At 71.8% G+C, this 21369-nt stretch carries 19 protein-coding genes and 1 tRNA gene; 13 read left to right on the plus strand and 7 right to left on the minus strand.

All coding sequences use genetic code 11. The features are described 5' to 3' along the window. Positions 1–25 precede the first annotated feature (25 nt). Positions 26–2206: a caspase family protein gene (locus EXE42_RS08740; protein ID WP_137706342.1), complete on the minus strand. Its 2181-nt coding sequence runs from the start codon at positions 2204–2206 to the stop codon at positions 26–28. A 152-nt stretch (positions 2207–2358) separates the two neighbouring features. Between EXE42_RS08740 and EXE42_RS08745 the strand changes: the two genes are divergently transcribed. From EXE42_RS08745 to EXE42_RS08755, 3 genes are all read left to right on the plus strand, one after another. Continuing rightward, positions 2359–3315 (plus strand): succinylglutamate desuccinylase/aspartoacylase family protein, encoded by a 957-nt coding sequence (locus EXE42_RS08745; RefSeq protein WP_137706343.1) that lies wholly within the window; start codon positions 2359–2361, stop codon positions 3313–3315. After that, positions 3315–4556, plus strand: a complete 1242-nt coding sequence (locus tag EXE42_RS08750) for a threonine synthase (protein WP_137706344.1) — start codon at positions 3315–3317, stop codon at positions 4554–4556. The genes EXE42_RS08745 and EXE42_RS08750 overlap by 1 nt, the downstream gene beginning before the upstream one ends. Positions 4557–4636: 80 nt before the next feature. Next, positions 4637–5533: a ketopantoate reductase family protein gene (locus EXE42_RS08755; protein ID WP_137706345.1), complete on the plus strand. Its 897-nt coding sequence runs from the start codon at positions 4637–4639 to the stop codon at positions 5531–5533. A 149-nt stretch (positions 5534–5682) separates the two neighbouring features. On the opposite strand, the gene EXE42_RS08760 is transcribed toward EXE42_RS08755, so the two are convergent. Further along, on the minus strand, positions 5683–5901 hold the full coding sequence (locus EXE42_RS08760; RefSeq protein WP_092920815.1) for a hypothetical protein: 219 nt from the start codon (positions 5899–5901) through the stop codon (positions 5683–5685). Positions 5902–6155: 254 nt separating this feature from the next. Here EXE42_RS08760 and EXE42_RS08765 point away from each other — a divergent pair, with 254 nt between their 5' ends. The 3 genes from EXE42_RS08765 to EXE42_RS08775 are packed head-to-tail and all read left to right on the plus strand — an operon-like array spanning position 6156 to position 9435. Further along, positions 6156–7004 carry a CBS domain-containing protein gene (locus EXE42_RS08765; protein ID WP_092920816.1) on the plus strand — a complete coding sequence of 283 codons (849 nt, stop codon included), beginning with the start codon at positions 6156–6158 and terminating at the stop codon, positions 7002–7004. Further along, a complete protein-coding gene (gene glyS, locus EXE42_RS08770; protein ID WP_137694188.1) occupies positions 7005–8807 on the plus strand; it encodes a glycine--tRNA ligase in 1803 nt (600 codons plus the stop codon). Positions 8808–8811: 4 nt separating this feature from the next. Continuing rightward, complete coding sequence (locus EXE42_RS08775) at positions 8812–9435, plus strand: dolichol kinase (protein WP_092920818.1); 624 nt, start codon at positions 8812–8814, stop codon at positions 9433–9435. Positions 9436–9491: 56 nt separating this feature from the next. On the opposite strand, the gene EXE42_RS08780 is transcribed toward EXE42_RS08775, so the two are convergent. Beyond that, positions 9492–9576, minus strand: a tRNA-Ser gene (locus EXE42_RS08780). 133 nt (positions 9577–9709) lie between these two features. Between EXE42_RS08780 and EXE42_RS08785 the strand changes: the two genes are divergently transcribed. After that, the gene (locus EXE42_RS08785) at positions 9710–10672 is read left to right on the plus strand and encodes a MoxR family ATPase (protein ID WP_092920819.1); all 963 of its coding nucleotides are present in this window, start codon (positions 9710–9712) and stop codon (positions 10670–10672) included. Positions 10673–10710: 38 nt separating this feature from the next. On the opposite strand, the gene pyrE is transcribed toward EXE42_RS08785, so the two are convergent. Continuing rightward, a complete protein-coding gene (gene pyrE / locus EXE42_RS08790) occupies positions 10711–11259 on the minus strand; it encodes an orotate phosphoribosyltransferase (protein WP_092920820.1) in 549 nt (182 codons plus the stop codon). 61 nt (positions 11260–11320) lie between these two features. Next, a complete protein-coding gene (locus tag EXE42_RS08795; protein WP_137706346.1) occupies positions 11321–14599 on the minus strand; it encodes a PAS domain-containing protein in 3279 nt (1092 codons plus the stop codon). Between the two features lie 290 nt (positions 14600–14889). On the opposite strand from EXE42_RS08795, the gene gatB reads away from it, so the two are divergent. From gatB to EXE42_RS08825, 6 genes are all read left to right on the plus strand, one after another. Next, positions 14890–16377 carry an Asp-tRNA(Asn)/Glu-tRNA(Gln) amidotransferase subunit GatB gene (gene gatB, locus EXE42_RS08800; RefSeq protein WP_092920822.1) on the plus strand — a complete coding sequence of 496 codons (1488 nt, stop codon included), beginning with the start codon at positions 14890–14892 and terminating at the stop codon, positions 16375–16377. 32 nt (positions 16378–16409) lie between these two features. Next, a complete protein-coding gene (locus EXE42_RS08805) occupies positions 16410–16727 on the plus strand; it encodes a hypothetical protein (protein WP_137706347.1) in 318 nt (105 codons plus the stop codon). A gap of 57 nt (positions 16728–16784) precedes the next feature. Then, a complete protein-coding gene (locus tag EXE42_RS08810; RefSeq protein WP_137706348.1) occupies positions 16785–17018 on the plus strand; it encodes a ubiquitin-like small modifier protein 2 in 234 nt (77 codons plus the stop codon). Further along, positions 17015–17503 carry a GNAT family N-acetyltransferase gene (locus tag EXE42_RS08815; protein ID WP_137694193.1) on the plus strand — a complete coding sequence of 163 codons (489 nt, stop codon included), beginning with the start codon at positions 17015–17017 and terminating at the stop codon, positions 17501–17503. Before EXE42_RS08810 ends, EXE42_RS08815 begins: the two co-directional genes overlap by 4 nt. A gap of 78 nt (positions 17504–17581) precedes the next feature. After that, entirely contained in the window at positions 17582–18088 is a 507-nt protein-coding gene (locus EXE42_RS08820) for a hypothetical protein (RefSeq protein WP_137694194.1), read from the plus strand. Positions 18089–18241: 153 nt separating this feature from the next. Further along, positions 18242–19015, plus strand: coding sequence for an RlmE family RNA methyltransferase (locus EXE42_RS08825; protein WP_137706349.1), 774 nt, complete (start codon positions 18242–18244; stop codon positions 19013–19015). 25 nt (positions 19016–19040) lie between these two features. Here EXE42_RS08825 and EXE42_RS08830 read toward each other — a convergent pair whose 3' ends face one another. Next, positions 19041–20699, minus strand: a complete 1659-nt coding sequence (locus EXE42_RS08830) for a histidine kinase N-terminal 7TM domain-containing protein (RefSeq protein WP_137694195.1) — start codon at positions 20697–20699, stop codon at positions 19041–19043. A gap of 138 nt (positions 20700–20837) precedes the next feature. Continuing rightward, entirely contained in the window at positions 20838–21338 is a 501-nt protein-coding gene (locus EXE42_RS08835) for a dihydrofolate reductase (protein WP_092920829.1), read from the minus strand. Between the last annotated feature and the right edge of the window lie 31 nt (positions 21339–21369).

Here is a 21369-nt window from a genome sequence, read left to right on the forward strand (position 1 = left end):
CCCGCGGCGGCAAACATGGCAACGGCTACTCCTGGTCCGTAGAAGACAGAAATTCGTCACTCCACGTCAGCGAGGTATCCGAAAATACTGGGACTGTTTCCAGTTGTAGGAATTTTGATATTTCATCTATAGTTAGTTCCGCTGTGGTGATGTTCGTGGGAATATAATAATTTTGTTCAACTGGTCCAAGATTTAATGAACTCATCGAACCAGCGCCATAGGTCCCGTTGGGATATATCTCTGTGGTTATGTCCCACATTCCATCACCACTCTCACTCATGTTCAGCACTAATGCGACGCCACTCCGACTCTGACAGATCGTCGTCCCCCCGTCTCCTACCACGATGTACTGGTGACCAGTAATCAATTCGCGCTTCGCGACGTGAAGCGCGGTCCGGAGGTTGAACCCGCTGTTCATCAGGCGGGCGATGATCCGGCCGAGCGTCGTCGCCGGCGAGTTCGCCACGTCGGAGAGGGTGACGATGCCGCCGCGCGAGCCGCGGTGGACCAGGGCCTCGCCCTGCTGGTAGGACTGGCAGGCGTTGAGCAGGAAAGCGCTGACGCCGATCTCGAGGTCCTCGTCGGTCAGGTCCAAGTACTCCTCGGCGCACTGCATCCCGCGGTCGTCGACGTGGCCGATGTAGTGGAGGAAGTCGACGTCCGATTCGAGCGTCTCGCGCATCTCCGCGCGCGTGAGGTCGTGGCGCACCTCGATGTCGAACTGGACCATGTCGCGGAGGCCGTAGAGGTCGGCGACGTTCCCCTCCTCGCGCATCTGGTCGTCGTTACAGACCACGAGGACGGAGATGCGCGACTGCTCGACCTGCCCGGCCTCCAGCCGCAGGTGGTACGCGTCGAGCGTCGCCTTGTTGGCGTCGAGCGGGACGCCGTCGCCGACCCACGCGTGCTCGACGGTGTCGACCGGCTCCGGTCGGACGAACTCGGTCTGCGCCGGGACGGCCCCGCGTTCCGTGGAGGCGTCCGCCCCGCGGGTGACCCCCGCGCTCGCGGCGCCGCGCACGAACTCGCCGCCGGCGGGGCTCCCACGGCTGTCGAGGGCGACGCCGCCGCCCGGGACTTCCCGCCTCGTGGTCGCCGCCGAGTTTCGGCCCGCGCCGCCGAAGAAGCCGACGCCGACGCCCCCGTCGTCGTCCGCCGGCGTGACGGTCTCCGGCGAGCGGACGATCGACAGCTCGCCGGCGACGAACGGGAGCATCTCCACGTTCCCTGGGTCGGGACGCACGTCCGTCGTCAGCGTCCACTGCGGCAGTTCGGGCTCGACCGCCTCGAACGGAACGTCGAGGTACTCGCCGAGCCGCTCGACGAGCGGGAGGTCGTACAGCCGCCCCCAGTCGAGGTCGAGGCCCGTCGTCTCGCGCTCGTGGAGATCGACCGGGTAGAACCCCTCCGTGCGGGCGAGACAGTCCATGTGGAACGACTGCCTGAGCACCTGCGCGGTGCGTTCCTCGAACCCGGGTTCGAGCGGGTACGTCCACCCGTCGCCCTCGATCCGCGGGGCGTCGCCGGGGACGACGTCGGCGGCGAAGTAGTACGCCAGCGAGACGACGGGGTAGAGGTAGCGGTACTCGGGCGGGACGACGATCCGCACGCCGCTCTCGACCGGCTCGACCCGCTCGGGGACGCGGAACTCCTCGCCGGGCTCGATGAGGGGAGGATGGCCCCGCAGGGTCGGGAACGACCGCTCGGGACTGGTCGTCTGGAGCGCCGACCCGAGCAGCGAGACGGCGTCCATCAGCGACTCCGGATCGGTCGGCGTGGTGATCGTCCCCGCCGGCGTCTGGTGGAGCGACCGGAAGCCGAGCCCGACGGTGGCCGGCGCGTCGAGGTCGATCCGGGTGGTCCGGTCGGTCGTCGAGACGGAGAACCCGGCGTCGAAGGTGAGGTACAGTTTCGTCGGCGCGGGGTCGATCCCGACGTGGTACGTGCTATCGGGCATTTCGTAGCAGTCGCCGCGCGACAGTAACGAACCCTCACCATCGCGCGTCTCGACGACCGCGACGCGCGGGATCTCGACTGAGCCGGTCTCGACGGCGACGCTGGTGTCGACCGGGAAGTAGTGGTCCGACGCGGGGCGCGGACGGGGGTCGACCGGCCGGTCGGTGTACACCTCGAACTGGGTGTTCTCGATGTGGTCCGTGACGGTGATCCCGTCGGCCTCGCGCAGCGGGTCGATGTCGATGCTCATGGGAACTCGCCGCGACGGTCGTCGTCGGGTACGGGAGACCGGCGCCGCGGTAGTGCGTGCCACTGGGTTGTGCGATAGCGGCGATAAAGGTTGCGTCGGTCGGATCGCCGCGGACCGAACGGATAAAGTCCCGGCCGCCCCACCTCCGCGTAATGATAACGCTGGGAACGGCCCGCGCCTCTCCGGGGGAGACGGACACGGGCCGTCTCGAGGTGGGAGAGATGCGGGACGGGAGCCCCGTCCGGCTCCCGGTCGCCGCGATCAACGGCGCGGCCGACGGGCCGACGCTGTACGTCCAGGCGGTGAGCGACGGCGACGAACTGAACGGGTTAGGCGTCGTCAACCGCGTCGTCCCCCGGATCGACCCGGCCGAGGTGTCGGGCTCCGTCCTCGTCGTCGGCATCGTGAACCACTTCGCGTTCCAGGCCGCCGAACACCGGAACCCGGTCGACGATCGGAAGATGAACCGCGGTTACCCGGGCGACGCCGACGGGACGACCAGCGAACGGATCGCCCACGAGACGTTCCAGGCCGCCACGCGCGCCGACTACATCCTTGACCTCCACCAGGGGTCGACGAGCCGGATGATAAACGAGACCCGCGTGCGTTGCGGCGTCCGCCACCGGCTCCACGGCGACTGCTTAGAGCTCGCGAAGGCGTTCGGCTGCGGGCACGTGCTCGACATCAAGGGCCCGGACGGCCAGCTCGCACGGGCCGGCCCGGAACACGGTATCCCCACGGTCGACCCAGAACTCGGCGGCTGCGTGGGCTGGGACGAGGAGTCGATCCGGTACGGCGTCGAGGGCGTGTTCAACGTCCTCCGCCACTACGGGTTCCTCGACGGCGACGCCTCTCTCGAATCCCAGACGCGCGCCCGCGGCTTCGACCAGTACGGCTCGCCCGCCGGGGGGTTGGTCCGCTTCGAGCGCGAGCTCGGCGAGCGCGTCTCCGAAGGCGACGTCCTCTTCGAGGTGACGGACACCTTCGGCGCCTTAGAGGGCCGCGTGACCGCCGACACCGACGGCATCTTCTGGCGGACCCGTCGGCTCCCACAGGTGGCCGCGGGCGAGTACGTCTGCTCGATCGGAACCAACGTCGACCGATACTGATGGGGTCCCCTACCGACGCCCGCGACTCCGAAACTCCGTCGTCGAGGGCGTCCGAACCCGACCGGCTCCGTTGCCCCGAGTGCGGCGAGACGTACCGCGACCGCTGGCGCTGTCGGTGCGGTTCGCCCCTCGAGTTCGCCGGCCCGCCGACGCCCGCGGGCGAGGCGCCCGACCCCGAGTCGTTCGACGCGCGCGACGGGCTCTGGGCGTTCGACGACCTGCTCGCCGTCGGGGACGACCCCGTCGATCGGGTGACGCTCGGCGAGGGGATGACGCCGCTCGTCGACGCCGACCGGAGCGAGGACGGGGCCGCCGGAGACGCCGAATTCCCTCCGTGGAACGCGTCGTTCAAGCTGGAGTACGTGTTCCCGACCGGCTCGTTCAAGGACCGCGGGGCGACGACGACGCTGACCCGGGCCCGCGAGCTGGGCGTCGAGCGCGTCGTCGAGGACTCCTCGGGCAACGCGGGCGCCGCGGTCGCGACCTACGCCGCCCGCGCCGGCATCGACGCCGAGATCTACGTCCCGGCCGACGCGAAGGAATCGAAGCTCCGGGCGATCCGACGCGCCGGCGCCGACCCGGTCCGGATCGAGGGGAGCCGGGGAGACGTGACGGACGCGTGCGTGGCGGCGCTCGGTGACGCGGACGACGCCGTGGGTGAGGACGCGGACGACCCCGCGGGCGACGACCCCGCCTGGTACGCCAGCCACGCCTGGAACCCGGCGTTCCTCGAGGGCACCGCCACGGTCGCGTACGAGATCGCGTCCCAGCGCGGCTGGGACGCCCCCGACGCGGTCGTGACGCCGCTCGGCCACGGCACGCTGTTCCTCGGCGCCTACCGCGGGTTCCGCCGGCTCGAACGCGCCGGCTGGATCGACGCGGTTCCCCGGCTCTACGGCGCGCAGGCGGCCGGGGTCGCGCCGATCGTCCGCGCGCTTCACGGCCCCGACGCCGCCGATCCGGACGACGCGGTCAACGACGCGGCGGACGGGATCCAGATCGCGGAGCCGGTCCGCGACCGCGAGATCCGCGCGGCGGTCGACGCGACCGGCGGCGACGCGCTCGCCGTCACCGAGGCGGCCGCGACGCGCGAACTCGACCGGCTCCACGCCGCCGGCTTCTACACAGAACCGACCTGCGCGGTCGCGCCCGCGGCGCTGCGGACGCTCCGTGGGCGCGGCGAGATCGGTCCCGACGAGGACGTGGTGGTGCCGCTGACCGGGAGCGGACTGAAGGGTTGAGTCTGGTCGGAGTCGGCGGCCCCGAGGCGGCGGGTTACCCCACCGTTATCCCTTTTCAGTCGGCGCTCGTCCGTCCTCGCATGAAGGTGCTCGTCTACGGCGCGGGCGCGCTCGGGAGCCTCGTGGGCGGGCTGCTGGCGCGCGAACACGACGTGACGCTCGTCGGGCGCGACCCGCACATGCGGCGGATTCGGGAGGACGGGCTCCGGATCGACGGCGAGGTCGACGCCCGCGTCACGCCCCGAGCGCTCACCGACGGGCGGCACCGCGCCGCCGACCTCGCATTAGTCACGACCAAGGCGTACGACACCGACGCGGCGGCCCGCGCGCTCGCGACCGGCGAGTACGAGGCGGTCTGCTCGCTCCAGAACGGGCTCACCGAGGAGCGGCTGGTCGCCGCGCTCGACGCGACGGTCCTCGCCGGCACCGCGAGCTACGGCGCCCGGTTCATCGAGCCGGGCCGCGTCACCTGCACCGGCGTCGGAGCGGTGGTGGTCGGCGCGCTCTCCGGCGGCGCGAGCCCGGCCGCCGCGCGGGTCGGAGCGGCCTTCGAGGCGGCCGGCGTCGAGGTGACCGTCGCCGACGACATGCCCGTGCGACGCTTCGAGAAGCTCGCGGTCAACGCCGGGATCAACGGCCCCTCGGCGCTCGCGCGGACCGAGAACGGACCGACGCTCGACGGGCCCGCCGGCGGGGTCGCTCGCGAGGCCGCCCGCGAGACGGCCCGCGTCGCCCGGGCGGTCGGGGTCGACCTCCCGGACGAGCGGGCGGTCACGGCCGTCGAGCGCGTCGCCGGCGACACCGCCGCCAACCGGTCGTCGATGCGCGAGGACGTCGAGAACGGGCGACGAACCGAAGTCGACGCCGTCTACGGCGCGGTCGTCGACCGGGCGGACCGGCACGGCGTGCCGGCGCCGACCTGTCGGACGGTCGGTTCGCTGATCCGCGGCTGGGAAGCGTCTCGCGGACTCCGGTGATCGGGGCGCCGCCGCCGGTGCCATACGCGACGGCGGCGAGGGAAAACGGGGCGGCGGCGAGGGAAAACGGGGCGACGGCGAGGGAAAACGGGGCGACGGCGAGGGAAAACGGGGCGACGGCGAGGGAAAACGGGGCGGCGGCTACGCGCTCAACACCACTCCTCGAGGACGGTCGCGTCGGCCTCGTCGACCGACACCCACGCGTCCTCCCGCGAGACGTCCGCGATGACGAACTCCGGTCGCGACGACGAGGAGTCGATCGACGCCATCACGTCCGGCGCGGCGGCGTCGAGCCTCGGCTCCGTCGGCAGCGCCGTACGGCGGCGGTCGGGGTCCGGCTCGTCCCAAGGAGTGGAACTCCGTGACATGGTTGTGAATTGTTCACAGTATTTATAAGAGTTGCGAACCCGGACGAGATCGGCCGTCGAATCGGAGATGTCCGGGACTGCCCGCCGACGTATCTGTCGAAAAACCGCCGATCGGCCGACGATACGGCGAAACGTGTCGGGTTTCTCATCGACTCATGGGGCCCGAACCGCACACCGACGTCCCCGCGTCCCCTCGGTGATTCGGCTCCGCACACCTTCGCAGTATACAAGAGGTGTCGCGCTGAAAGGCGGGCATGAACGTCGCAGACGCCATGACGCCCCGGTCGGAGCTCGTCGTCGTCGAGATCCCCGGGAGCCGGAACGACGTGTTGGAGTACATCCAGGACCACGGGTTCTCGTCGGTGCCGGTCGTGAAGGACGTCGACGGCGACGAGGTGTACCGGGGGCTCGTCACGCGCGACGACCTGATCGACCAGCCGGACGAGGACCAGCTGGCGCTCCTGATGCGCGAGGTGCCGACCGTCGGGGCCGACGACGACATCGTCGACGCCGCCCGAACGATGGTCGCTGAGGGGTCGCGGCGCCTCCCCGTGGTCGACGGCGACGAGCTCGTCGGCATCCTCACCGTCACCGACGTGGTGCGGGCGATCGCCCGCGGCGAGGTCGACGGCGAGACCGAGGTGGGCGAGCTCGCGACCCGCTCGGTCAACGCCACCCACACCGCGACGCCGCTGCCGGTCGCCGAGCGCGAGATCGGGCTCTCCGGCGTCCCGTACGCGGTCGTCCTCGACGACGACGCCGCGGTCGCGGGGATGCTCACCGAGGTCGACATCCTCGCGGTCGCCCGCGTCGTCGAGGGCGAGGCGAGCACCGGCGACTCGATCGCCGAGGAGGACTCCGAGTGGTCCTGGGAGGGGATCAAGGCGACCGGCGCGCGCTACCTCCCGACCCGGAACGTCGAGATCCCCGCGGAGGCGGTCCGTCACTTCATGACCGAAGACCTGATCACGGTCAACGCCACGCGGACGGCGCGGGAGGTCGCCCAGGAGCTCATCAGCAACGACATCGAGCAGGTCCCGCTCGTGTCGGGCACGGACCTCGACGGGATCGTCCGCGACGTGGACCTGCTGGAGGGGCTGTAGATGGCCGCGGACGCGCTCGCCGAACTCGCGAAGCGCCGCGGGTTCTTCTTCGGCTCGAACGGCGCGTACGGCGGCACCGCCGGCTTCTACACGTTCGGGCCCCAGGGCGCCGCCCTCAAGCGGAACGTCGAGGACGCGTGGCGCGACCGGTTCACCATCCGCGAGGGGAACCGCGAGATCGAGGCGCCGACGGTGATGCCCGAGCCCGTCTTCGAGGCCTCCGGTCACTTGGAGGGGTTCGACGACATGCTCGTCGAGTGCCCCGAGTGCGGCGAGTCCCACCGCGCCGACCACCTCGTCGAGGACGCCACCGAGGTCGAGGACGCCGAGGCGCTCCCCGGCGAGGAGGTCGCGGAGCTGATCGCGGACAACGAGATCGCCTGCCCGGCCTGCGGCACGCCGCTCGCCGGCGAGCCGGTCGAGGCGTTCAACCTCATGTTCGCGACCGACATCGGGCCCGGCGACGCCCAGCCCGGCTACCTCCGCCCGGAGACCGCCCAGGGCATCTTCGTCGAGTTCCCGCGGCTGAAGGAGTACGCCCGCGGGAACCTCCCGTTCGGGATCACCCAGATCGGCCCCGCCTACCGCAACGAGATCTCGCCGCGCGGCGGGCTGCTCCGCCTCCGCGAGTTCACGCAGGCCGAGCTGGAGCAGTTCATCGACCCCGAGGCGGACGAGCCGCCCCTCGACCGCGTGCGCGACGTCGAGGTCCGGCTGTACCCCGCGACCGAGCAGGAGGCCGACGACGGCGACTACCTCGAGACGACGGTCGGCGAGGCGGTCGAGTCGGGGGTCATCGGCTCCCCGTGGGTCGGCTACTACCTCGGCGTCGCCCAGGAGTGGTACGAGCGCGTCGGCGTCGACCTCGACCGGTTCCGGTTCCGCCAGCACCTCGCCGGCGAGCGCGCCCACTACGCGGCCGACTGCTGGGACGCGGAGAGCGAGGTCGACGGCGACTGGATCGAGATCGCCGGCTTCGCGTACCGCGGCGACTACGACCTCTCGAAGCACGACGAGCACGGCGACGACTCCTTCACCGTGTTCAAGCGTTACGACGAGCCGAAGACGGTCGAGCGCGCGACCGTCGATCCCGACATGTCCGTCCTCGGGCCCGAGTTCGGCGGCGACGCGGCCGCGGTCGCGGAGGCGCTCGAGACGCTCGCCGAGCGCGACCCGGACGCCTTCGACGGCGAGACGGTCGCGGTGACGGTGGGCGAGGGCGACGACGCGGCGACCCGCGAGGTCGACGCCGACGTCGCGAACTTCTCGGTCGAGGAGGTGACCGAGAGCGGCGAGCACATCACGCCCCACGTCGTCGAGCCCTCCTTCGGCGTCGGCCGGACCGTCCAGACGCTGCTGGCGCACGCGTACAACGAGGACGAGGTCGACGGCGAGGCGCGCACCTACCTCTCCCTGGAGCCCGAGGTCGCGCCGCAGGACGCCGCCGTCTTCCCGCTGGTGACGAACGACGACCGCCTCACCGCGCTCGCCGACGAGGTCGCGGCCGACCTGCGCGCGGCGGGCCTCGCGGTCGCGTACGACGACTCCGGCTCGATCGGCCGCCGATACCGCCGGCAGGACGAGGTCGGCACCCCGTTCTGCGTCACGATCGACCGCGACGGCATCGAGGGCGACGGTCCCGACACGGTCACCCTTCGCGAGCGCGACTCCGCGGCGCAGGTCCGGATCCCGGTCGCGGACTTGGCCGACGAGCTGACCGCGCTGCGCGAGGGCGAGCCGTTCGCGTCCGTCGCCGACCGGTACGACGCGGTCGACACCGACGTCGAGACCGCGGGGAACTGAGGGCGTGACGCTCCCGGCCGCGGCGTGGCGCGAGCGCGTGGAGTTCGAGCGGCGGCTGGTCCACGCGAGCGGCACCCTCTACCCGGTCCCGTACCTGCTCGGGTGGATCTCCTGGGAGACGACGGGACGGCTGCTGGTGGGCAGCGTCGCGGTCGCGGCCGTCCTCGAGGCGCTGCGCCTCTCCGGGTCGGTCGGTCCGCTCGACCCGCTGTACGACGCCCTCGTCCGCGAGTACGAGGCCGACGGGATCGCGGGCTACGCGCTGTATCAGGTGGGGATGGCCGCCACCGCGCTCGTCTTCGCGCCGGTGTTCGCCGTGCCCGCGATGTGGATGCTCTCCGTCGGCGACCCGATAAGCGGCGGCCTCGGGGAGAACGCGGCGACGGAGCCGAAGCGGCTCTCGGTGGTGGCCGCGATGGTGTTCGTCTGCTTCGGGATCGCGGTCCCGTACGCGATCCCCGAGTTCGGTCCCGACCCCGGCGTGATCGTCGCCTTGGCGGGCGCGGTCCCCGCCGCGATCGCCGACGGGCTCCCGCCGCTCGTCCGCGGCGTCGCCGTCGACGACAACCTCACCATCCCGCCCGCGGCCGCGTCGGGGATGTTCCTCGCGGCCTCGCTGATCGCGTAGGGGCCGATCGGACGGACGCGGTCGCGCCGCCGCTCGCCGAACGGGACTGAGAGAAGCGCCGAGGCGGAGATTTGAACTCCGGTGTCCGAATGGACAGTAGATTTCGAATCTACCGCCTTGGCCAGGCTAGGCTACCTCGGCTCGCTTCGACGTTGACCGGTTCCGCTGTTATGCGTTTCGATCGCGTCCGCGACGCGACCGGATCCGTCGGCCGCCCGCCTCGCGGTCCCGGGTTTCCGGCAACGCTTTTCGGCCCGGCCCCCGTGCGGTCGGTATGGACGTCCCCGAAGCGGCCGACGCCTGCGCCCGCGTCGTCGACGAGGTCGGCGGCGCGGTCGTGGCCGACCGCGAGTTCCTCGACCGCGTCACGCTCGGCATCCTCGCCCGCGGCCACGTCCTCTTGGAGGACGTGCCCGGCACCGGCAAGACGCTCTCGGCGCGCTCGTTCGCGACCGCGCTCGGACTGGAGTTCTCCCGGATCCAGTTCACGCCGGACCTCCTGCCCGCCGACGTCACGGGCACCAACGTGTTCGACGAGCGCGACGGCTCCTTCTCGTTTTCCCCCGGCCCCATCTTCGCGAACGTCGTCCTCGCCGACGAGATCAACCGCGCGCCGCCGAAGACGCAGGCCGCCCTGCTGGAGGCGATGGAGGAGGGCCAGGTGACCGTCGACGGCGAGACTCACGATCTGCCGAGCCCCTTCTACGTCATCGCGACGCAGAACCCGGTCGAGAGCGAGGGCGCCTTCCCGCTGCCGGAGGCCCAGCTCGACCGGTTCACGATCAAGACCTCCATCGGCTACCCCGACGAGGACGGCGAGTTGGAGCTGCTCCGCCGCCGCGCCGGACGCGTCGAGCAGTCCCCGACGGTCGACCGCGTCCTCGACCCCGACGCCGTGGCGGCGCTGCGGGAGGTGCCCGAGTCGGTCCGGGTCGACGACGACCTGTTACGCTACGCGGCGGCGCTCGCGCGGGCGACGCGCGAGGACCGCCGCGTCGAGGCCGGCGTCTCCCCCCGCGGCACCCAGCGCCTCTTCGAGACGGCGCGGGCGGCGGCGGTCATCGCCGGCCGCCAGTTCGTCACGCCCGACGACGTGAAGCGCGTCGCGGAGCCGACGCTCGCCCACCGGCTCGTGTTGACCCCGGACGCGGCCGTCAACGACGTCGACGAGCGAGACGTGATCGACGACGTGCTCGACCGGATCGCGGTGCCGACGGTCGAGGCGCCGGAGGCGTAACTCGGGGAAACCGGTCCGCGCTCCCGGGCTCGTCCGCCCTACTCCCCGTCGCGCGCGTCGAGCAGCTCGGTCGCCGTGAGCAGCGACTCCAACTCGACGCCGTGCTCGGCGAGCAGCTCCGCGGCGCCCTCCTCGCGGTCGACGACGACCAGCACGCGGTCGACGGTCGCGCCCGCCTCGCGCAGCGCCTCGACCGCGTCGACCGCCGACTGCCCCGTCGTCGCGATGTCTTCGATCACGACGACCTCCTCGCCGTCGTCGAGTCGGCCCTCGATCCGGTTGCCCGTGCCGTACTCCTTCGCCTGCTTTCGCGCGATGACGTACGGGCGGCCGAGCTCCGCGGCCGTGACGGCCACCAGCGGGACGGCTCCGAGGGCGACGCCCGCCAGCTTCGCGTCCGCGTCCGCGAGCCGGTCGGTGAACGCCTCGGCGACGAGCGTCAGGGCGTCCGGGTCGGTCTCGAAGCGGTATTTGTCGACGTAGTAGTCGCTCGTGCCGCCGTGCGACAGCTCGAACTCGCCGAACCGGACGGCGTCGGCCGCGGTGAGCGCCGCGATCAGCTCGCGTCGTCGGTCGTCGTCGGTCATACGGGGAAACGGGCCGCCGGCGACCATAAACGGGTCGGAACGCGCGGACGCCGCGGGTCGGCTACCGCTCTTCCCCGCCGGCGAGCCCCGATCCGCCTCGCTCCGCCGCCGGGAGGACGAGGGTCACCGTCGCCCCCTCGCCGTCGAGCCCCGAGCCGAACCGTATCTCGCCGCCGTACGCCTCCACGACCCAGGCGGCGATCCACAGCCCGACGCCGGTGTTGTGCTGTAGCTGCGTCACCTCGCGGGCCCCGGTGATCACCTCCCGAACCGCGGTCGGGATCCCCGGGCCGTCGTCTGCGACGCGCACCGCCACGACCCCGGCGTCCGGGTCGCGCTCGGCGGTCACCGCGACGCGCGGAGCGTCGCCGCCGTGTTCGACGGCGTTCTCCACGAGGCTGTCGACAGCGACGGCGAGGCGGTCGTCGCCGCGCACCGCGATGCCGTCCGGCACGTCGGCGGTGATCCGCGCCTCGGGACTGTCGGCCGCGTGCCGGGCCGCGACCTCCTCGACGACGGCGCCCACGTCGATCGGCTCGGGATCGGTCACGTACCCCTTCTCGACGACCCGGCGGAGCGTGGTGGCGCCGTCGGCGACTCCGGCCAGCCGCTTGCCGGTGGCCTCGATCCGGCGGGCGTAGTCGCGGATCCGCTCGTCGTCGGTCCGGTCGGCGATCTCGCCGGCGAAGCCGAACACGACGTTCAGCTCGTTGCGCAGGTTGTGCCTGAGGATCCGGTTGACGATCCGCACGTACCGCTCGCGGCGCTTCCGGTCGGTGATGTCGGTGTAGATGCCGAACGCCCGGCGGGTCCCCTCCGTCTCGTAGCTGAACCCGCGGAAGAGGAACTCCCGCGGCCCGTCCACGGTCTGTCGGCGGACTTCCTCGGTCGCGAAGCCGCGGTCGCGGACCAGCGAATCGAGGTCCGCCGCCGCCGGACCGCCGCGCTCCTCGCGGCTCCCCAGCCGGTCGTCGTGGATGTCCAGCGCCCCGATCGTCCGACCGCGGAGCGCCGCCTCGTCCGCGCCGAACTGCGACTCGAACGCGGGGTTGACTCCGTCGATGACCGTCTCGTCGTCCGCTAAGACGACCTCCATCACGGGGTCCGGGATCCGGTCGAACAGCCGCCGGAAGCGGTCGCGCTCGGCGGACAGCTCGGTCCGCGTCCGGCGGAGGTCGGTCGTGTCCGACAGCGACCCGACGACGCCGGTCCCGTGGTCGGAGAGCCGCGACAGGCGCAACTCGCCGTGTCGCGGTCGGCGGTCGCCGTCGCGGTCGGCGGTCAGTTCGACCGTCCGGGCCGGCTCCGTCCCCTGGCTCCCCTCGGTCGCCGCGTCCGTGAGCGCCGCGACCGCGTCGACCACCCGCGGCGCGTCGGCGTCGTCGACGAGCGCGGCGAGTCGCTCTCCGACGACCTCGTCGAGCCCGCCGGCGCCGAACCACGCGACGAACGGCGCGGTGGCGTAGGTGACGGTCCCCTCGCCGTCGAGCACGCACACCATGTCGTCGACGTTCTTGAGCGCGTCCTCGTAGGTGCGGAGCCGGCGACGGCGGTCGGCGGCGTCCATCGCGGCGACCGCGTTCGTCGCCAGCAGTTCGAGGACGGAGACGTCGCTCTCGTCGAAGGCGTTCGGCTCGACGGCGCCGACGATGAACGCGCCGTGGTCGCCGAGCGGAACCGCCGCGACGGAGCGCATCCCGTGGTACGACCGCCCGTCGTCGACCGCCGCGAGGTCGTCTTCCACCCGCGGTTCTCCCGCCTCGAACACCCCGCCAGTGAGCCCCTCGTCGGGGCGGCGCGGCCCGCGGCTGTCCGCGAACCGGTCGCCGAGCCCGTCGCTCGTGGCGACCAGCCGGAGCCGCTCCGTCTCGGGGTCGTACAGCCGGACGCCGCTGATCTCGTAGCCGAGGACCTCGTCGGCGGCCTCGATCAGCCGGTCCGCGACGGCCTCCCGGTCGTCCTCGCGCTGGATCCGCTCGACGGTGCCGAGGAGCCGTTCGAGGATCCGCTCGCGGCGCTTCCGCTCCGTGGCGTCGGCGAAGAACACGGAGAGCCCGTCCGGAGAGGGGTACGCGGTCACCTCGGTCCACAGGTCGAGCGGCTCGTAGCGGTCCTCGAACGAGACCGGCTCCTGCGTCTCCATCGCCCGACGGTAGTTCTCCTCGTACTCCTCGCCGATCGCGGCCGGGAACTCCTCCCAGATGTCGGCGCCGAGCAGCTCGTCCGGCTCGCGGTCGAGCAGCAATCCCGCCTTCTCGTTGACGTAGGTGAACCGCCAGTCTGAGTCGAGCGCGAAGAACGCGTCGTCGATCCGTTCGAGCGTCCGTTCGAACCGCTCGATCGCCGCCTCGCGCTCCTCGCGGGCGATCCGTCGCTCGATACCGCGGCCCAGCCAGTCGGCGAGCAGCTCCACGAACAGCCGCTCGGACTCGTCGAACGGACGGTCGCGGCGCTCCGGGTCGAGGAAACAGAGGCTTCCGAACACCTCGTCGTCGACGACGACGCGCCCGCCGACGTAGCTGCCGAACCCGAACCGCTCGTAGGCCGGGTCGTCGCCCAGCCCCGCGGCCTCGGGGTCCGTGAACGCGACCACCTCGTCGCTCCGCACCGTCCGCTGACAGTAGGTCAGTTCGAGCGGGACCGATCGGTCCGCGTCGGGACCGCTCTCGAGGAACGAGTCCAGCGTCCCCGTCCCGTCGCTGTACTGCCGGATCTCCAGCCGGTCGCCGTCGACGTGCGAGGAGTAGCCGACCGAGAGTCCGAGCCGGTCCCGACCCAGCTCCAGGAGCTGATCGAGCTTCTCGTCGAGGTCGGTCGCCCGGTCCGAGACGATCCGGATGAACGGTTCGAGGACCGACTCCGCCTCGGCGCCGGCGGCGCGTTCGCCGGCTCCCGTTCCGTCGGCCGCCGCCCGCGCCGCGAGCCTGTCCGCGAGCGTCTCGCCGTCGGCCGCGAGCCGCCGCCCGGAGACGTACTCGACGCCGAGCCGGCTCGCGTCGATGGCGGCGTCGGAGTCGTCGCGGACCGTGTACGCGAGTACGGTCGCGTCCGGGTAGCGGTCGCGGACCGACCCGAGGCGGTCGAGCGCGACCGCGTCGCCCCCGGCCGCGAGGTCGGCGTCCGCGGCGCCGCCCCCGCTCGGCTCGGCCGCGTCGGGGTCGTCGCGCTCCCGGTCGACGCGCAGTCGGACGACCACGCGGTCCGGGTCGTCGGCCGCCTCCCGCCCGCTGTCCGCACCGCTCGCGAACTCGCTCGCTCGGCGGACGCGCGTCTCCTCCGGGAGTTCGCCCCACGCCGCCTCGACCGGCTCACCGACGTGAAGCGTCGACTCAGCGGACATCCCTGACGGAGGTGGTCCGCGGCGGTCGTCCGCGACGAGGGTAGTCCGGGGCGGTCATGCCCGTTCCGGTCCGCTCGTCTCGCGCGCTCGGTCGGGCGCCCGGCGGGAGCCCTTCGCACCGTCCGGCTCGGCGCGTCCACAGATCATCGATTCACTCATTTCGCGAGGTACGAACGGCCCATTGATAACCGTTCCCTCCGGGCTCTCGAAATCGAGAGCCCCGCCGGGCGCCCGCCTCGGCGGCCGTCGTCCCGACACGATTTAGGCGGCCCGCTCACAACGGACCGGTAATGAGCACGCAGGCCGCGACGGCGGACCGGACGGTCGTGATCGGGCTGGAGGTCCACGTCCAGCTCGAGACCGACACGAAGATCTTCTGCGGCTGCTCGACGGAGCCCGCCGAGGACGAGGCGCCGAACACGCGCACCTGTCCGACCTGTCTCGGGCTGCCGGGCGCGCTCCCCGTCCTCAACGAGGGCGCCGTCGAGGCCGCCGTGAAGATCGGGAAGGCGATCGACGCCGACATCCCCGAGACGACCACGTTCCACCGGAAGAACTACTACTACCCCGACCTCCCGAAGAACTTCCAGCTCACCCAGTACGACGCGCCGATCTGCCAGGCGGGCGAGCTGGAGGTCCGCGTCGACGGCGACCCCCGAACGATCGGGATCACCCGCGCGCACCTCGAGGAGGACCCCGGGAGCCTCCAGCACGCCGGCGGCTCCATCGAGTCCGCGACCCACACCCTCGTCAACTACAACCGCGCGGGGACCCCCCTCATGGAGATCGTCACGGAGCCGGACTTCCGCTCGCCGGCCGAGACGCGCGCGTTCCTCGCGAAGCTGGAGGAGGTGCTGGAGTACCTCGGGGTGTTCGACCCCGGCCGCGACGGGAGCCTGCGCGTCGACGCAAACGTCTCCCTCGTCCCCGACGAGCACGTCGCGGACGACGGGACGATCGACGCCGAGGCGCTCGACGAGGTCAACCGCGCCGAGGTGAAGAACATCTCCAGTCACAAGGGCGCGGAGCAGGCGCTCGCCTACGAGGTCACCCGCCAGGAGAACGTCCTCCGGCGCGGCCGCGAGATCGAACAGGAGACCCGCCACTGGGACGAGGACCGCGGCGTCACCGTCGGGATGCGCTCGAAGGAGGCCGAGAAGGACTACCGCTACTTCCGCGAGGGCGACCTCCCCGCGCTGGAGGTGGCCGACTGGAAGGAGCGGATCGCGATCCCGGAACTCCCCGACGCCCGCCGCGAGCGCTTCCGCGAGGAGTACGGGCTCGACCGCGAGGCGGCCTCGAAGCTCACCTCCACGAAGGCGGTCGCGGACTTCTTCGAGGACGTGGCCGGCGAGTTCGACCCGGACCTCGCCGCGACGTGGGTCGCGGACAACCTGCTCGGCGAGCTCAACTACCGCGAGATGGAGGTGACCGACGTCGAGGGCCGGCTCGACGAGTTCACGCGGCTGATCGAGCTGGTCGCCGCCGACGAGCTCACGGTGAAGAACGCCGAGGAGGTCGTCCTCCGCGAGATGCTCGACGAGGGCGACGACCCCGAGACGGTCATCGAGCGCGAGGGGCTGGGGAAAGCCGAGAGCGGCGAGGTCGAGGCCGCCGTCGAGGCCGCCATCGACGAGAACCCCGACGCCGTGAGCGACTACCGCGACGGCGACGAGGGCGCGATCAACTTCCTCGTCGGCCAGGTGATGCAGGCGACCGGCGGCAGCGCCGACCCCGGACAGGTGAACGGCCTGCTCCGCGAACAGTTGGACGGCTGAGCCGCGGCCGCCGCGAACGCGTTCCCGTCTCAATGGCCATCGTCGATACCGTCGTGATCGGCCACGTGGTCGCCCTGCTCCTCCTGCTCGCGTGGGCGATCCACGCCCGCGGGAAGGTCGGCCTGATAGCCGGCTACGACGGCGGTCTCCCGCCCGATCGCGAGGCGGAACTCGCCCGCGACGCGGCGGCGGTCCTCGTCGTCTCTGCGGCCGCGGCCGGTCTGCTCGTCGTCGACGCATGGATCGGCGCGGTCCCTCGACCCGGGCTGCTGGTGACGGTCGCGATCGGCGCCGCGGTCGCGTGGTTCCTCTGGACGTGGAACGGCCGCGCGGAGCCTCCCGCGGAGTGACCGTCGGGGAGCCGCTCGAACCGTGCGATTGACGCCCGCCCGCCCGCTACCGCGCCCATGGACGTGACCGTCGAGGTCGTCGGCGAGGGGACGGAGGAGTACAGCCTCGCCGCCGACGCGACGTACGACGACCTGATCCGCGAGGCGGGCTACCACCCGCAGGAGGCGTCGGCGCTGGTCGACGGCTCGCTGGTCCCGGGCGACCGCGTCGTCGACGCCGACGAGGTCCGGGTCCTCCGATTGATAAAGGGCGGCGCGACGGACGGCGACGCGACGGACGGCGGCGCGTGACCGAAGAGTACGATCTGCCAGACCCGCCCGACGACGTGACCGTCGAGCCCGCGATCCCCGACGACCGCCTCGACGTGCTTCGAATTCTCGACGCCGCGATGCTGGAGACCGACGCGGACGCCGTCGACGACCGGATCGCGGCCGGCGACGCCCTCGTGGCGCGCTCGACGCGGACCGGCGGGGTCGTCGGCGCGCTGGTCGCCGTGCGTCCCGACCCGGACCGGCTTCACGTCGACGCCGTCGCGGTCAGACGGGCGCGTCGCGGTCGGGGGATCGGCTCCGCGCTCGTCGCGGGCGCGGTCGGTCGCGCCCGGTCGGATCCCGCGGTCGACGCCGTCACCGCTCGGTTCGACGCCGATCTGCGGGCGTTCTACGAGGGCCTCGGGTTCACGATCCGGCCGGCGGGAGCGGGGAGCGACGCCGCGGACCAAAGCCCTGATCGCCTCGACGGGAAACTGTCGGTGGGCGGCCGCGACTCGGCGTGAACCGATCGCAAGCGGCGCGTCCGACTCGCGGCTGACTGACCTTTTTTAGTGTGGTATGTGTACACATGATCCCCACAGATGATGCCCTCAGCGTCCGGTTCCCTCGACTCCGGTAGTATCGATGTCGAAGCGGTGGACTCGATCGACGGTCCCCGGCTCCGACCGACCGCGTCGGCGGGCGCCCGCTCGAACGCCGGCGGCCGTCCCGGCGACCGACGCGTCCGCGACGACGCCCTCGCGGCCGAACGCGATCTGTCCGCGGCCGAACGCGATCTGTCTGCGGCCGAACGCGACCTGCCGCCCGACCGCGACCTGCCGGCCGAGCGGGTCCGGGCGCTCACGGACGAGGTGGCCGCGCTCGAAGCGGAGGTCGAGGCGCTCGAACGGGTCGTCGAGTCGAAGGAGCGGCAGCGCCAGCAGGTGATCGACAACTACGAGTCGATCGTCGCGGCCCGACGGGCGCCCGACCGCTCGTCCGAAACGGACGCCGCCGCGTCGGAGCCGAGCGACGGACGGGGACTCCTCGCCGCGGTCGCGTCCGGCGTCGGACGGGTCGCGGGGTGGCTGCGACCCGACCGCGAGTAGCCGCCCGCCGCCGGCCTCCCGCCGAACCCGACCGCGGAGACGGCCCGCGCCCGCATTCGACGTTCATTTCCGGGTCGCCCCCGTCCTTACGGGTATGAGCGCTACTTCGCCCTCGATTTCGGCGGTTCCGTGCCCGGCCGCGGTGATCGACTCATGAGCGGCAAAGACGACTACTACAACCGGTCCAAACAGCAGGGGTACCGCGCCCGGTCCGCCTACAAGCTGAAACAGGTCGACGAGGAGTCGGACATCCTCGCCCCCGGCGACACCGTGGTCGACCTCGGCGCCGCCCCCGGCGGCTGGCTCCAGGTCGCCGCCGAGGAGGTGGGCGAGGGCGGCACCGTCGTCGGCGTCGACCTCCAGCGCATCGACGAGTTCGACGACCACGAAGTCGAGACGATCCGCGGGGACATGACCGAGGAGCGCACCCGCCACTACCTGCGGGAAGCGGTCGGTGAGGACGGCGCGGACGCGGTCCTCTCCGACATGGCGCCCAACATGACCGGGGAGTACAACCTCGACCACGCCCGGTCGGTCCACCTCGCGCGCCAGGCGCTCGACGCCGCCGACGAGCTGCTCGCGACCGGCGGCGACTTCGTCGTCAAGGTGTTCCAGGGGGAGGACCTCGACGCCTTCCGCGACGACGTAGCGGCGTCGTTCCAGTACGTTCGGACCGTCTCGCCGCCCGCCTCGCGGGACGCCTCCTCGGAGGTGTACCTCGTCGCGAAGGGGTACACCGAGGCGCCGGTCGCCGAGGGCGACCGGGTGGAGGTGACGATCGAGGAGTCGGGCGACGAGGGCGACGGCATCGCTTACGTCGACGGCTACACCCTGTTCGTCGACGGCGACGTCGGTGAGACGCTGACGGTCGAAGTCACCGACGTGAAGCCGCGGTTCGGCTTCGCGGAGCGCGTCGACGGGAACTGAGGGGCCCCGCTCGCTCGTTGGCGCGTCACGTCGACGCGTCCCGCTCGACGGTCGCGCCGCGCAGCACGTATCTGACGCCCTCGTCGTAGTCGAGGTCGGGCTCGAGGGCCCATCCTTCCACGCGACCGAGCGCGCGGACGTTCGGCAGGGCCATGCCCGCCTCGGCGCTCGGCTCGGCGCTCTCGTACTCGAAGAGGAGCGATCCCCCGTCGTCCCCGGTGAACCGACCGTCGTCCGCGACCGCGAACCCGTCGTCGGTCAGCGAGACGGTCACCGCGGTCGCGTCGTTGAACGCGGCGAACTCGAACGCGTTCTTGAACAGCTGCTTGAGTCGGGTCGGAGCCGCGAGTATCTGCCCATCCCCCTCGACCACCACGTCGACGTCGGCGCCGCTCGCCGTCGCCGCGTCGGTCACGGCCGCCTCGAACTCGACGAACGACGGCTCGTCGGTGTCGCGCGCGTACCGGACGAGAGTGTGGAGATCCTCGACGACGCCGCCGATCCGAGCGACTCGGCTGCGCGCCACCGCGACCGACTCGGCCGCGGCCGCCTCCTCGCCGCCGTCGAGCCGATCCGCCGCCTCCGCGAGATGGCCGTCGGCGACCGCCACGGAGTTCCGCAGTTCGTGAGCGATCGCGCCGGCCATGTCTCCCAGCTGCTCCTCGTGGCGATCGAGCTGCTCGCGCTGCCGCTCGATGGCGGTCACGTCCTGGACCAGCAGCGCCCACCCGAACTCCACGCCGCCGACCGCGAGCGGTTCGCTCGTGACGCAGTAGGTCCGGTCGCTGCCGTCGGCGTCGCTGACGTCGATGAGGGTCGGCCGCTCGTCGCGGTACTCGTCAGCGATGCTCGGAGAGAGCTCCTCGATGCGGTCCGCGTCGTCGGCGAGCGACGGGAACAGCTCGGTCGCGCGCTCGTTGTGGTCGCGGACTCGCCCGTCGGTGTCGAGGATCAGGACGGCGCCGGCGGTGCGCTCGACGAACGAGCGCGTCGCCGTCTCCTCGACGGCGAGGAACGTGTCCTCGACCAGGTAGACGCTCCCGACCGCGAAGACGGCGACGCCGAGCGGCTCGTAGCTCAGTTGCGGGAGGACGCTCGGCGCCGCGCGCGCGACCGCGTTCGGCACGACGGCGAGTCCGGTCGCCGCGAACACCCCGGCCAGCGTCCACGTGGACCCTTCCGACCGACGGAACAGCCGGTACAGCAGGTAGAAGCCGCCGGCCGACAGCGCGTACGCCAGCGCGAACGATCCCCAGTACAGCGCCCCCTCCTCGACGACGAGCCGCCGGGCGGGCTCCGTCCGGAGCGCCGCGTCGAAGTACCGACCGTGGACCGGGTTCGTGAGCTTCAGTCCGACCACGGCGACGTAGAGCGCGACGGCGGCCCGCCGATACCGCGTCCGGCGGTGGTAGTCGCGGCCGGCGTACGCGGACGCGAAGTAGCACCAGGCGAACGGCGTGGCGAAGCCGACGGTCAGCGCGAGGGTGTAGAGCGCGACCGCGGTCGGCTCCTCGGCGGCGAGCAGGACGCCCCCCTGGAGGAACGCCCACACGCCGACGAGGATCAGGAGCGCACGGAGCCCGCGTCTGGCGTCGCCGTTCCGCAGGCGGGACCCGCGGAACGCGGCCGCGAAACAGGTGCCCCCCGAGAGGGCGAACAGACTGACGACCCACCACAGCACCATTGAATGATACACGTGACGAACAGGATCAACTTAATACGGTCGCATAACCTGGGTACTGATGCCGAATTGATATGTTCTCTTACTTGTAATTAGGAGTATATATCGAGGGCAGTATCGGGAAGGTCGGGACCCGAAGCCTCAGTTCGCCCTGCCGCGCCTGACCCACTCGCGCAGGGTGAACCGGTCGTACGCGGTCTCCGCCGCGACTTCCCACTCGGATTCGTCCCACTCGGGATAGCGCGTGTCGCCCTCGTAGGCGCCGTCGACGTGGCTGAGGACCATCCCGTCGAGGTGCGGTTGGAAGAGGTCGTATATCCCGCCGCCGCCGAGGACGTACGCCGTGTCGACGCCGGTTTCGCTCGCGGCCTCACCGGCCAGGTCGATCGCGGTCCCGTCCCCGTTCGCGACCGTCGCGGTCGGGACGCCGACGCTCTCGACGCTCCGGCTCACGACGATCTGGCGGCTCCCGGGGAGGTCGTCGCGCATCGAGTCGAAGGTGCGACGACCGAGGATCACCGGCGACCCGGCGACGCGCTCGCGGTACTGCTTGACGTCCGCCTCGATGTGTGGCCACGGTAGTTCGCCGTCTCTCCCGATCACCCGGTTTTCCGCGAGGGCGGCGATGCTGACGAGTTTCACGGGCCGGGTACGGGACGGAGGGGGAAAAGCG

The sequence above is a fragment of the Halorubrum sp. SP3 genome, from assembly GCF_005435195.1.
Lineage (GTDB): Archaea > Halobacteriota > Halobacteria > Halobacteriales > Haloferacaceae > Halorubrum > Halorubrum sodomense.